General features: G+C 40.1%; 13 protein-coding genes. 3 read left to right on the forward strand and 10 right to left on the reverse strand.

Annotated elements, in window-relative coordinates; genetic code table 11:
* The first annotated feature begins 75 nt into the window (after positions 1-75).
* Entirely contained in the window at positions 76-939 is an 864-nt protein-coding gene (locus ACTJJG_RS03080; RefSeq protein WP_014207805.1) for an EamA family transporter, read from the forward strand.
* Positions 940-946: 7 nt separating this feature from the next.
* On the opposite strand, the gene ACTJJG_RS03085 is transcribed toward ACTJJG_RS03080, so the two are convergent.
* The 3 genes from ACTJJG_RS03085 to truB form a co-directional block, all read right to left on the reverse strand.
* Positions 947-1,390 carry a hemerythrin domain-containing protein gene (locus ACTJJG_RS03085; protein ID WP_001019905.1) on the reverse strand — a complete coding sequence of 148 codons (444 nt, stop codon included), beginning with the start codon at positions 1,388-1,390 and terminating at the stop codon, positions 947-949.
* A 211-nt stretch (positions 1,391-1,601) separates the two neighbouring features.
* Complete coding sequence (locus ACTJJG_RS03090; protein WP_000525218.1) at positions 1,602-2,378, reverse strand: sulfite exporter TauE/SafE family protein; 777 nt, start codon at positions 2,376-2,378, stop codon at positions 1,602-1,604.
* A gap of 19 nt (positions 2,379-2,397) precedes the next feature.
* Entirely contained in the window at positions 2,398-3,303 is a 906-nt protein-coding gene (gene truB / locus ACTJJG_RS03095; protein WP_002116937.1) for a tRNA pseudouridine(55) synthase TruB, read from the reverse strand.
* A gap of 153 nt (positions 3,304-3,456) precedes the next feature.
* On the opposite strand from truB, the gene ACTJJG_RS03100 reads away from it, so the two are divergent.
* A complete protein-coding gene (locus ACTJJG_RS03100; RefSeq protein ID WP_032063173.1) occupies positions 3,457-4,488 on the forward strand; it encodes a lipase secretion chaperone in 1,032 nt (343 codons plus the stop codon).
* 115 nt (positions 4,489-4,603) lie between these two features.
* Entirely contained in the window at positions 4,604-5,545 is a 942-nt protein-coding gene (locus ACTJJG_RS03105; protein ID WP_080777126.1) for a lipase family alpha/beta hydrolase, read from the forward strand.
* Between the two features lie 51 nt (positions 5,546-5,596).
* On the opposite strand, the gene rplS is transcribed toward ACTJJG_RS03105, so the two are convergent.
* From rplS to ACTJJG_RS03140, 7 genes are all read right to left on the reverse strand, one after another.
* Complete coding sequence (rplS, locus tag ACTJJG_RS03110) at positions 5,597-5,965, reverse strand: 50S ribosomal protein L19 (protein ID WP_002116654.1); 369 nt, start codon at positions 5,963-5,965, stop codon at positions 5,597-5,599.
* Positions 5,966-6,184: 219 nt separating this feature from the next.
* Positions 6,185-6,940, reverse strand: a complete 756-nt coding sequence (gene trmD / locus ACTJJG_RS03115) for a tRNA (guanosine(37)-N1)-methyltransferase TrmD (protein WP_002116964.1) — start codon at positions 6,938-6,940, stop codon at positions 6,185-6,187.
* Between the two features lie 42 nt (positions 6,941-6,982).
* Positions 6,983-7,531, reverse strand: coding sequence for a ribosome maturation factor RimM (rimM, locus tag ACTJJG_RS03120; RefSeq protein WP_002116736.1), 549 nt, complete (start codon positions 7,529-7,531; stop codon positions 6,983-6,985).
* Positions 7,532-7,550: 19 nt separating this feature from the next.
* Positions 7,551-7,802, reverse strand: coding sequence for a 30S ribosomal protein S16 (gene rpsP, locus ACTJJG_RS03125; RefSeq protein WP_000260334.1), 252 nt, complete (start codon positions 7,800-7,802; stop codon positions 7,551-7,553).
* A 147-nt stretch (positions 7,803-7,949) separates the two neighbouring features.
* Complete coding sequence (locus ACTJJG_RS03130) at positions 7,950-8,375, reverse strand: type IV pilin protein (protein ID WP_002117055.1); 426 nt, start codon at positions 8,373-8,375, stop codon at positions 7,950-7,952.
* On the reverse strand, positions 8,372-8,854 hold the full coding sequence (locus tag ACTJJG_RS03135) for a type IV pilin protein (protein WP_002116770.1): 483 nt from the start codon (positions 8,852-8,854) through the stop codon (positions 8,372-8,374). Before ACTJJG_RS03135 ends, ACTJJG_RS03130 begins: the two co-directional genes overlap by 4 nt.
* A 10-nt stretch (positions 8,855-8,864) precedes the next feature.
* Entirely contained in the window at positions 8,865-12,719 is a 3,855-nt protein-coding gene (locus ACTJJG_RS03140) for a PilC/PilY family type IV pilus protein (protein ID WP_057061736.1), read from the reverse strand.
* Positions 12,720-12,722: the final 3 nt, after the last annotated feature.

Here is a 12,722-nt window from a genome sequence, read left to right on the forward strand (position 1 = left end):
CAGCTAAAACACAGTATTCGTTATAATTGTCCACCATTATTTTTAGACATCAGATGAAGCGCTAGAGTATTTTCCATGCAAAATCTTCCAATTATTGCTGTGCTGTATATGATTTTGTCTATGGTCTCATATCAAATCAGCGCTTCATTTGCCAAACAGCTCATTGCAACATTAGACCCTCTCACCGTTACAATTTTAAGGCTGAGCTTTGCAACAGTCATCGTCGCGATCATGTTTCGCTCTTGGAAAATCTGGTCACGCTTACCCTATTTAAAATGGCGTGATTTATTGATGTACTGCGCATCTTTAGGGTTAATGAATATCCTATTTTATACCTCACTTGGAAAATTACCCCAAGGTATTGCTGTTGGATTAGAGTTTATTGGTCCATTGGGTCTTGCGCTTCTTTCTATTAAACAAAAGAGCGACTACATTTGGGTAGCACTGGCCATGTTAGGCATTGCACTCATGGTACCTTGGCAAAACCCTATTCAACACCATTTCTCGTATGTAGGTGCAGCATGTGCACTAGGTGCTGGACTTTGCTGGGCCTTCTATATCTATTTCGGTCATAAAGTTGTGACTCAAAATATCGGGATGCACGCCTTAACGATTGGGATCGGTGTATCTGCACTTGCCTTATTGCCAATTGGAATCTGGCACAATGCTCCTGCATTACTTGAGACACAGTACTGGGGTAAAGCCTTACTTATTGCGGTGTTAGCGACTGCAATTCCATATGCACTTGATTTAATGGCTCTCAAACAACTCAATAAATTAACTTATGGGACTCTAACGAGTTTAGCACCAGCATTGGCAGCATTAACGGGTTTCTTATTGCTTCACGAAGAAATCAGCATGCTGCAATGGGTGGCTTTGGCTTGCGTAATGCTGGCCTCTATTGGTGTTACTTTAAGAAGTACTAAAAAGGCTGCATAGGTTTACTCTACTGCTGCTTTTTATACTTTTTATATTCCTTTAAATATTTATTACCCAGTGTCTCCTTTTCGCTGTCTTTAAGAATTTTTCCGGCTTGTTGAAAAAACTTATGTTCTTCTTCTTTTAAATGATGATGGACTTTTTCACTCAACTGTTTGGCGGTTGCTAACCAGCTCGGGCTACTCATATCGGTTTTTTCAAGTTGTTCGACCAACTCATCCATTTCATGATGTTCAGATAAAGCATGTCTCGTAATATCTAAACCGACATCATCAAACATTAAAGGAATATAAAGGTAACGATCTTCGGCAACTGAATGGGCATAAAGTTCATTTTTTAATGCATCAAATAATTCTTTTCGTTCTTCGGTTAAACCGTGTGTCTGAATGAGTTGTTCAGAAAGGTTACGTTGATTTTCATGGCTTTCTCTTAATGCTTCGAAAATATTCATTCTCTTCCTCATTTTTTAGCTAAAAAATCTTTTTTATTTCAAGGTTTATCATACGTTGAAATTTATAATGTTTAAGTAGCTTAAAATGAGACTATTTTTTACACAGTTTTCTTTCTAGTAAATTTCTGTAATGATTTTTATATTTTTAACTGTAAATGATACACAAAAGTATGAACTGCATTTTTGAGACAGCTCATACTTTCAATCTTATTTAACCCGTAACAAACATTTGATAGCCCAAACGGCAAATCAGAATACTTACCAAAATTAAAAAGATAATTCGCACAAAACCACTGCCATATTTAAGTGCAGTACGCACCCCAACAATAGAACCTAGCACGTTAGCCGCCGCCATCATTAAACCAATATGTAAAATAGCGTGACCAGTTGGGATGAGGAAACTCAGCGCAGCTAAGTTAGTCATAAAATTACCAATTTTTGACAAAGCTGAAGCATGCAAGAAATCAACTTGTAAAAAACGGATAAAGAAGAAAATAAAGAAACTGCCAGTACCCGGCCCAAAAATACCGTCGTAGAAACCAATGGCCAAACTACCAATACCAGCTAAAATTAACATTTTCGTGGTAATTTTTTGCTCGGTATGAACTTGACCGAAGTTCTTTTTAACTAGGGTATAAATCGCAATCACAATCAACATTACGAAAACGAAAGGACGCAATACGGATTGTGGAATAAGTGATAAACATGCAGCGCCAGCAAAAGAACTAATCAAGGCACAAATGGCAATAACGGCTAAAAGCTTCCATTGCAACTTTACTTTTTTAGCAAATGTATAAGCCGCCGATGCAGTACCAAAAATGGATGAGACTTTATTGGTACCAATCACCGTAGCAGTCGACATGTTAGGAAAAGTGCTCATGATCCCGGGAATCTGGATGAGTCCACCGCCGCCTACAGCAGCATCAATTGCTCCTGCAGTAAACGCAAAAAAGATCAAACTAAGGATAACATCCCATTCCATGCCCATGCTCTATACTCTACATCTACTACAAATTTAAGATACGCTTAGGTACCAACCGTTTTTTATCGGTAATCTCTGCTAAGCCTAAACAGCGCTCACCTGAAAACACCAAAACTTCTGCTTCTGCTGAATGCTCAATATTGCTTTCTAAACCGTTGCAAAAATATTTTTCACGCCCTTCCGGAACTTGAATTTTTAGGAAATGGTCAACTGGTGCATAAACTGGAAGTAGCAAAGCTTCTCTTTGCTCTTCTGTTAAACTTTCCAGATATTCAATGGTATAACTCGGTATAAGCTCAAAATGTCCTGTTTGAGTCCGATTTAGCATCGTTAAATGTCCACCACAACCAAGTGCTTCACCAATATCTTCACCTAGTACACGGATGTATGTACCTTTAGAGCAGGTTACATCCAGAGTGATACTATTTTCGGTAAACTCAATAAGCTCTAAAGCATAAATCGTGACTGGACGCGCTTCACGCTCAATCTCTATACCTTTTCTCGCCAACTCATATAACGGCTTACCTTCTTTTTTCAAAGCCGAATACATGGGTGGAACTTGTTGAATATCTCCTCTAAATTTCTCTAAGGTTTGTTCAATAAGTTCTTGGCTAAGCACCGGAATAGGACGCTCTTGTAAAATCTCCCCTTCCACATCACCTGTTGTAGTGGTCTGTCCCAATCGAACAGTGGTTTGATAACGCTTTGTTGAGTCCAGCAAATAATGTGAGAACTTGGTCGCCTCTCCCAAACAAATCGGGAGCAAACCTGTCGCCAAGGGGTCTAACGCTCCAGTATGGCCTGCTTTTTGGGCGCGATATAACCAACGCACTTTTTGCAAAGCCGCATTTGAACTTAAGCCTAATGGTTTATTTAATAGAAATACACCACTGATATGGCGACGAGAAATTTTTTGATTTTTTGTCGTCATTTTTACTGGAACACAAAGCTAGAAAAAAGTGCCGACATGTTAGCAAATTCGGCAAGATATTTTCACAATATTTAGGTGCCTTTTCACTTATTTTATGGCACATTAATGAATGAGTAAAAAAACAACAAATTAAAACTTAAGGAAGATATCTTTATGCAAGGGATGCAGAAGAAGGTATTGTGGTGCGTGCTCGTTTTTTTTATTTTGAGCCTCATTGCATGTGTCTATTGGTTAAGTCCTGATTCAAAAAACAGATCAACCCAAGTCAGTGAAAAGACAGCTCAAAATTTAGCATCAGCTCCACCCACAAATAACTCAACGCTAAATGCAGATGCTTACCATAGTAAAAGTCAGCAAGATACTGAAGTTAACTGTCAGTTAAAAATTGATAGTTCCCAACATTTGGTCGTTAATAGTCAAACACGTGACTGCTTTGAATATTTTATTACCCAATATGGAGAAAATGATTTAGAGCAAATTAAAAATCACTTTGGACAATTTATTCAGGGAAAATATTTAGAGCCCGCTCGCTCACAGATTATAGATTTATGGGCCCGCTACTTAAAATACCGTGAACAGCTTGCTCAAATCCAAACGCCCTCGTCAAAACAACAAGATAAAAATTATTTTCAAAAAATCTTTAATTCAATTCAAGATCTAAGAAAACGTTTCTTTTCGGCCGCTGAAGTTGAAGGGCTCTTCTCAACTGAAGATATCTATCAGAACTACACGTTAGATCGTATGCAAATACTTGAGGACTCTTCTTTAAGCGAAATTGAAAAGGCTCAAAAGCTTAAAGAACGTTTCGAAGAACTTCCTGAAGACTGGCAGCAAAACCTACAAGAACTTTCTAAACTTGATGACTTACATGCACTGACCAAACAAATTAAAGCACGCCATGGTTCAGCAGAAGAGCTTAGACAAATGCGTACAGCACTCGTCGGAGCTGAAGCAACTCAAAGGCTAGAAACTTTAGATACGCAACGGAATGCTTGGCAACAAAGGGTCACAAGTTATCTCGATGGTCGAGATGAAATTATTAAAAGTAACATGAGTGATAGTGCTAAAAGCCAAGCCATACAACAATTACGCCAACAACAATTTAACTCATCACAAGAACAATTAAGATTGCGAACTTTTGAAACGGTCCATGATCAGGGAGGTGAACTGCCATTTAATTATTAAGTCTTTCCTATTAGGGACTGACTAAACAAGCACTAGCAGTAAGAAGCTGCTTTTCATACAAAATAAAAATAGTGAGTAAAAAATGAAAAGGAAGTTAACGTTTTTTTGCGCTGCAATGCTCTCTGGATTGAGTATTTCAGCGGCCTATGCCACAAATGCTGAACAAGTTAAAAACTCGTTCGTCTATTCATCTTATGCACAAACCAAATATCCACTGGTTTTTAACCACGGTATGGCAGGTTTTAACCGAGTTGGGACAGATACACTTGGTCTCGATTACTGGTATCAAATCCTTCCGGATCTTGCTCGTAATGGAGGAAATGTCTGGGCAACCAGAGTGTCACCTTTTAACTCAACAGAAGTGCGTGGTGAACAACTTGCCCAGCAAGTAGAAGAGATTATTGCCATTACCGGCAAGCCTAAAGTCAACTTGATCGGTCATAGCCATGGGGGCCCGACAATTCGCTATGTGGCCGGTATCATGCCAGAAAAAGTTGCCTCACTCACTACAATTGGTGCACCTCATAAGGGATCACCAATGGCAGATGTGATCCTGAACGTTGAGGGTACTCCTCTGTCTGGACTGGCAACGTTAGTAAACTGGTTTTCAGCAGCCATTACTTGGGCAGGAGGCCTAGACCCAACAAGCTATCCGCATGACTCTTTAGCAGGTGCTCATAGCCTATCAACTCAAGGTTCAGCTCAATTTAATGCTCAATTCCCTATGGGTGTACCAACTACTTCTTGTGGTGAAGGGACATACCAAGAGAAAGGTATTTATATGTATTCTTTCTCGGGGAATAAAGCGCTGACCAACCCATTAGATCCATTTGATATTGCGCTTACAGGCAGTAGTTTAGTAGTCGATCCATTTGGTGATAATGATGGACTTGTTTCCCGATGCAGTGCCAAATTTGGTAAAACAATTCGTGATGATTACAACTGGAATCATTTAGATGAAGTGAACCAAGTACTTGGTATACGTTCTATTTTCGCTTCCGATCCTGTCTCGGTTTACCGTCAACATGCAAACCGTTTAAAACTTCAAGGACTATAGTTTTTAAACAAAAAATGCGCCAAAAGGCGCATTTTTTTACTCGCTATAAGCTTACGCTTTACGAGCTGGTAATTTTTCACGAATACGTGCAGCTTTACCAGACAAGTCACGAAGGTAGTAAAGTTTAGCACGACGAACGTCACCACGACGTTTCACTTCGATTTTAGCAACAACTGGTGAGTGAGTTTGGAATACACGCTCAACACCAACACCGCTAGAAATTTTACGTACTGTGAACGCAGAGTTCAAACCACGGTTTTTCTTAGCGATTACAACACCTTCAAATGCTTGAAGACGTTCACGATCACCCTCTTTTACTTTTACTTGAACGATGACAGTGTCACCAGGAGCAAAAGCAGGGATATCAGATTTTAACTGTGCATTTTCAACAGCTTGAACTAAAGGATGTTTACCACTCATTGTGGGAATCTCCAATATGTGCGGAGTCAGAAGAGGTCTGAATTTCCGCTGGGGATAGAGGCTAAAGCGCATATCAACCCGTTTATCTTTCCCTTTACGACAATATGTCTATAAAGAGCCTTTAAATTTACATAAAACTATTCAATAAATAGAATTATGCTTTAACTCGAAGCATTGCTTCTCGTCTCGTTGCAGAACTTGCGTTCTTGAGAATAACGATTAAGAGTTACCGTTATTCACTTGCGTATCTTTTAGCCATTTTTTTTGCTGCTTAGTCAACTCAACCTTTTCGACCAACTCAGGTCGACGCTCTAGAGTTCGTTGATATCGCTGCAAAAAACGCCATTTTTCAATATTGCCATGATGTCCAGATTTTAATACCTCTGGCACATCCAGCCCTTCAAAATGGTCAGGCTTTGTATATTGTGGACAATCTAAAAGACCGTCAACAAAAGAATCTTGTACTGCTGATTGTTCATCTGACATTACATTCGGCAAACGGCGAATAATACTGTCAAGTAACACCATAGCGGGCAGTTCACCACCAGATAGAACATAATCACCAATTGACCATTCTTGATCCACATAATGCTGGATCAAACGTTCATCGACTCCTTCATAACGTCCACACAGTACAATTAAGCCGTCATAATCAACAAACTGCTGTACTGCCTGTTCATTTAAGGTTTTGCCTTGTGGGGACATATACACCACAGGAACATGAACATGTCCTGCTTGTGAGGCAAGCTGTTTGGCATGTGCAATTGCTTTCGCCAAAGGCTCAGCCATCATCACCATACCTGGGCCGCCACCAAATGGACGTTCATCCACTCTTCTGTAGTTTCCCTCAGCAAAATCACGAGGATTAATACAAGTGACTTGTACAATATCTCGCTTTGCCGCACGTCCGCTGATGCCGTAGGCTGTAATCGCTTCAAACATTTCAGGAAAAAGCGTAATGACTGCAAAAAACATCACAGACTCCTCTATTTTCCTGCTGTATTAATCCTAAAAGGATTAATAATCTACGCCCCAATTGACGTAAATACGACCAGCTTCAAGATCAACACGTTGTACTACATCTTTATGCCAAGGAATCATGCGCTCTTCTGAATCAATGCTGTCTGGGGTAGCATGCACCACCATCACATCATTAGCTCCAGTTTCAAACAACTCATGAATTTTCCCTAAGTTTACTTCCTGTTCTTCTTCATCCAGACCTAACACAGTTAAGCCCTTTAAATCTGACCAGTAGTATTCATCTACATCTGCTTTTGGCAGTTGAGACTTAGCAATCCAGATATTAGCGCCAACCAAGCTTTCCGCCCCAGTGCGATCACTCACACCTTTCAACGCAACAACTAGGCCTTTGCCATGTGGTTTCCAACGTTTTACATCTATTGTTTGCCAACCGGCCTTGGTCTCAATGTACCAAGGCAGGTAGTCAAACATGTTGCTCATAGGTTCTGTATTTGAATACACCCAGAGCCACCCATTCAATCCATAAGCTGAACGTAACTGTCCAATCTGAATACGATCTTCGGGAACATTCTGTGTTGATGTCATGGGCTACCTACTACAAAAATTATGCAGTAGCTTTTTTAGCTTGAGCAGCTAAAGAAGCAACACGTTCAGAAGGTTGAGCACCTTGAGAAACCCAGTGAGCAAAACGGTCTGCATCTAAACGAAGTTTTTCTGCTTGACCTTGTGCAGTCGGGTTAAAGAAACCGATACGCTCGATGAAACGACCATCACGTGCATTGCGGCTGTCAGTCACAACGATTTGATAGAATGGACGTTTTTTTGCGCCGCCACGTGCTAAACGAATAACAACCATGATAAAAGCCTTATAATTCTTACGGATTATCCCTGCGCCGACCATCGACAACACTTCAAACCCCTTTCATAGAGGGCGACATTCTACGTGATTTTCGCCCTGAAAGAAAGATTATTTTTTGAGTTATCCGCAGTTTTGAATTTAAAATTACTGTAGCCAATTTGATGTGGCAGATAACGCACAATCAGTTGCACCTTTTGCCCAAAATTTTTGCCCTTGATCATTAAGACAAATGATCCCATCACCAGCTTGAGAACTAGTAGCAATAGGTGTAGCAGTTAACACCCAACTTGAATCAGTTATGCTAGCGAAAGCTAAGTTATATAAGGCTTGGCCTTGTTGAGGACTGACACTAGAACCATAAACCGATGTAATCGTTGCATTCGATGGATAGCGATTGTGAACTATTTTTTCTGATTCTAATGTTTGGGCAATATTCATCATTTCAGATTGAACAGCTGTACGATGTCCTTTGCGTAAATACTGCAAATACGAAGGTGTAGCTATAGCCGCTAAAATTGCAATTATTGCGACTACAATCATGAGTTCTATTAAAGTAAAACCATTCTTCATTGCCAATTCTCACTATTTGTTTCACATACATTGCAAGTGACTGCTCCACCACAGTCATTATCAACAGCCGTAGCTGTTAAACTTTGGCAACGCAAACCTGAATTCTTAGCAATAAAATTAAAATTTCTTGAATCTGTAGTTGTCGCTTTAATGACCCATGTCTGCCCATTTGCAGCAGCATTCGTCAATAAATTTCCTGTCGTCGTATCATCACTAATTTCAATCGTATAACCACCCCGTGGCAAAGTTACAGATGTCGTAGTAAATCCTCTATAGGTAAAGTTCTTGGATTTATGCCGTTCCAACTGTTCTGCCAATTTTAGAATTTCACCTTTAGCAGCAGAGGCAGTCGCTCTGCGGCTATAACTTTGATATGAAGGGATAGCAATCGAAGCAAAAATAGCGACAATCACGATGACAACCATGAGCTCAATCAAGGTAACACCCTGATTAAACCGTTGGATATAGTATTTATTCATAAGTCATCCTTTAGCGATAACGCTCATACCAGCGCGCAGGAACTAAGTGACTTGTACATTGCCACTCGCCCGTTCCACTCTCGTTTCCAGACAGCTTTAATTTCCCACAACTATTAGTCGCAGGTGGGTTATCCTCCGTTGGTACAAATGTTACGCCACGAATACCGGAGCCAATAACGTTTTTATTACATTCGGAAGCTCCTACTGGGCAATTAGTACCAGTTTGTGTTTTGAATCCACTTCCATTCTCTTTATTTTGATCAATTGACCCATCAGAATTAAGGCAGGCGCCAAATGGTAAACAGAACGTCTGCTGGTCAGTTTCACCTACTACACGTGGTAAACATGGGTCTGCCGCTACAATGCCTGTTCCCTGCGGATCATAAACAGGCACAATTAAAGTCCCCGTAACGGCCATAGGTTCTTCAAAAGCTTTCAGTCCACCTTTAATACGGAAACTATTATTAGCTTTCTCTGTGCCATCGCTCATACTAGAAAGTGAGCGATACCAACCACTTTGCCCCACCCCAGTGTTTGGAAAGAAAATCTGTGCTACTCGTGTTTCCCCAGACCGTAAAATTTGTGGATTTTTTCGAAGCGTCAATCGAGTAATATCTTTTGTTTCAAGTTGGTTATCAGCTAAAGACATTAAATTCTTTTTGATAAAGTCTTTATCGATAATCCCATAGACATTGTTTACAGGTCTTCCGCTTAATGCGGTGCTCGGTGACATCCCCTCACGACCTGTAAGCGGATAAACATCTAAAGGTGTACTACGGTCACCTGAAGCAATACCTACAGTAATAAAAGTGCGGATTCCATAATCATGAATTGTCACTGTTGGCGGTTCATAAAAACGCGGCGCATTCCCAGCGGTATAGTCATTCGAAGCATCATAAGTTGAGTCATTTGTTGCTAAATTCGCTAATCGAACAACTCGAATACCGAAACTGCTATAAGTTGAATTTGTTTTTGTCTGGTTATTATTAAGATCGATACGGAAAATTTGCCCGCCTAAATCGCCAAAATATAAATGGTCTACCAAACCATCAGCATCTCGATCTAAGGTACTAATGCGACTAACAATACTGTGCTTCATATTAGAGTTATCTATATTAGAGCCTGTATCACTAGTCCACCATAAGCGTTCCCCAGTTTTAGCATCAATAATATAAACAGCATTCCCTTTTGCTTTTCCATTCGTAAAGCAAGAATTACTCAAGGTAATATTCGGGTTTTCATAACATTGGTCGTAGCCACCACCAACAATCATAACCCGTTTAATAACTCCGTTATAACGTATATTTGCAAGTACAGGTTTAGACCAACTCTGCCCCATGCGACTATAATCAGTTTGATCTGCTCCTACTCTAAACAGGAGCTTAGGTGAGACAGGATTTAAGACATTTAAGCCATAATAGCTGCTGCCACCCATTCGCATGCCACCATAAATATTCATTTGCTTTGCAGTTACTTTTGATACTGCTGAGCTACCGCTTCCCGTTGTAGTAATACTATATGCAGGGTCAGATACCCAAGCCCCATCCATACCGTGAGCAGGAGCTGAGGCATCACTTTGGCCAACCACTAAAGCTTTTGATGCAATTGGATCATTTAATATATCAGCCGGAACGAAAGCCATTTGTTCTACGCCAGTTGAAGCATCCACAAGATGCAGACCACCTTCCATCGTTCCATAGAGAATAGATTGTTCACGCGCAGATGTTAAATTCCCATTTTCATCTAATGTTCCATTATAGGTAAGCTGCACCGGTAAAGAATGAATACTACCGCCCATCGATAAATAGGGTTCATTCGATGTAACTAATGACGAAGGTAAAGTCGTAGCGCTAATATCAGTTGAGTAACCTAGATAATTTAATATTTTTAATTTCAAGCCAATCGGGAAAGCTTTTAAAATATCTTGTCCAGTTGATGCATTAAATTTTCCTAAAACATAACTTGCTGTATTAGCCACACTATCAAAAGGATTAGTTCCTTCTGGGGGAGCAGCTGGGATTTTTAGCAAATTAGTTCCAGAAGTCGATATTTTCGTTAAGCTACCATCTGCCGCAACAGCGGAAACATCAGTAAATAAGTTGCGGATTTTAGTTTGTACTGCGTAATAATATTTTATGATATTTCCATCTTCATCACGTGTTTCATTTTGTCCAGCAATTGGTAAAGGAACTTTTGCATATGAACCACCTAAAAAGACGTTACCTCCATCATTATAATTAGAGCTATTCCAATAATCTTTCGTACCCGTTCTAAAAGCCCCACTTGCATTGTAAACCAACCCACCAGTGTTAGCTTCAAAAGCACCTGCATTGCCCCCTGATAAAACAACATGATATTTCTTTAAATTTCCACGCCATGTTAAGTAGGTGTTAGCTGGGTTTGGCTCTAAAGCCCGTAAGTAACCATATTCCTGTAAATTTTTAGGGTTTAGTGCATCATAAGGAACTGAGATAGCGCCAGTGGTTAAGGGTTGTAACGGAACTTTTTCTAAGTTATTAATAAATGCGATAACACTGTCTGTTACACCTTGCGCACTTTGGGTAGGGAAAAAACCTCCATTCCCATAACCAGGTGCAGCGACCGCATTTGTGGTCTGATTCGGTGAACACGCATCATCTCCTTTTCGGTCAGATTGGGTTCTCGAACTTAAACGACAGGCATTTTTTACATCAGAAGAACTTAAACTAGAAAAGTCACTACCAAAACCGACAAATGCTGTTTGAATAGAAACCCCAGCTGGGTTTTTTGTTTTATCAAATAATCTTTTTGCAAATTCCCCCATACAGGCCCAACCAGAGTCTGCTGTAGTGTTAGACAAACCTCCAGAACAAGTAAAATTTGCTCCCAAAGTGCTGCCTAGGGCTGTCGACATGACAGTTGCAGAACGCGTATTTGTTGTATTGTTCGGCTCCCCATCTGATAAAAAGTAGATTCCTTGCCCATCACAACTCTGGCGATTGGTCACCGCAGGTAAAGGAGATTGGTAAATAGCATTTAAATTAGAGGCATTTCTATCTACAACAATATTGGGATTGCTGGTTGTATCGTTTGATTTTGATTTTGGGATACCACTATCTGCATTTGCTACAGCATAATTAAAGGTGGTGTAGTAATAAGTATAAGAATAGGTCCAATCCGACGAAGTATCATAAGCAGTTGCCGTATCCACACCCGGATTAGAAGTTGACCAGTTACTCCAATAGCTATTAGAGCGACAAGGTTGCCATAGATTTGTGGTATCGATTTGTGAATCGCGATAATTCGTACAATATGAGTATTCCGTTCTATTATCAGATTTTCGCACACGCTTTATATAGCTATCTTTTCGGATAGCATAATTCGCCTCTGAATAGGTCGTTGTACCCATCAAATAAGCAGCAGCTTCCGCATAAGCATGTGCTGAAGGCGTTGACCCGCCAGCAGTTAAATTTGCAACAGCCTGTTTTAATTTATAACGTTGAGAACCCACTGTATTTAACGTACTCGCATCTCCTAAAGGAGCAGCAGCCACTAAAACCTGCCCACTTCGGCTATCACCATTTGCAGAGAAATTTCCCAACCCCACACGAGTGTCATTTAAAACAGGATTATTACTTGCTAAAAAAGCATTCATACCATTTTTAAGCATGGCCAGACGGTTTTCGCCATAACTATTGTTGGTCATACTTCCTGATGTATCCAACATCATCACAATAGTTTTTTTACCAGCTGTAGGTGAAGCATAAATTTGTAAATCACTCGCCTGCACAACGGAGCTTGTCATTAGCCATGTAAAAGCAACTGAACTCGAACAGATGGCATACCATAAATTATTTGGCTTAAAATTCTTCAATTTTAGTTTCACGAT

The sequence above is a fragment of the Acinetobacter sp. 22512 genome (genome assembly GCF_052044755.1).
GTDB lineage: Bacteria > Pseudomonadota > Gammaproteobacteria > Pseudomonadales > Moraxellaceae > Acinetobacter > Acinetobacter pittii.

Bases quoted from the DNA above. Each gene is read 5' to 3' on its own strand.
- ACTJJG_RS03080 (WP_014207805.1), top strand. From the start codon at position 76: ATGCAAAATCTTCCAATTATTGCTGTGCTGTATATGATTTTGTCTATG.
- ACTJJG_RS03085 (WP_001019905.1), bottom strand. From the start codon at position 1,390: ATGAATATTTTCGAAGCATTAAGAGAAAGCCATGAAAATCAACGTAAC.
- ACTJJG_RS03090 (WP_000525218.1), bottom strand. From the start codon at position 2,378: ATGGGCATGGAATGGGATGTTATCCTTAGTTTGATCTTTTTTGCGTTT.
- truB (WP_002116937.1), bottom strand. From the start codon at position 3,303: ATGACGACAAAAAATCAAAAAATTTCTCGTCGCCATATCAGTGGTGTA.
- ACTJJG_RS03100 (WP_032063173.1), top strand. From the start codon at position 3,457: ATGCAAGGGATGCAGAAGAAGGTATTGTGGTGCGTGCTCGTTTTTTTT.
- ACTJJG_RS03105 (WP_080777126.1), top strand. From the start codon at position 4,604: ATGCTCTCTGGATTGAGTATTTCAGCGGCCTATGCCACAAATGCTGAA.
- rplS (WP_002116654.1), bottom strand. From the start codon at position 5,965: ATGAGTGGTAAACATCCTTTAGTTCAAGCTGTTGAAAATGCACAGTTA.
- trmD (WP_002116964.1), bottom strand. From the start codon at position 6,940: ATGTTTTTTGCAGTCATTACGCTTTTTCCTGAAATGTTTGAAGCGATT.
- rimM (WP_002116736.1), bottom strand. From the start codon at position 7,531: ATGACATCAACACAGAATGTTCCCGAAGATCGTATTCAGATTGGACAG.
- rpsP (WP_000260334.1), bottom strand. From the start codon at position 7,802: ATGGTTGTTATTCGTTTAGCACGTGGCGGCGCAAAAAAACGTCCATTC.
- ACTJJG_RS03130 (WP_002117055.1), bottom strand. From the start codon at position 8,375: ATGAAGAATGGTTTTACTTTAATAGAACTCATGATTGTAGTCGCAATA.
- ACTJJG_RS03135 (WP_002116770.1), bottom strand. From the start codon at position 8,854: ATGAATAAATACTATATCCAACGGTTTAATCAGGGTGTTACCTTGATT.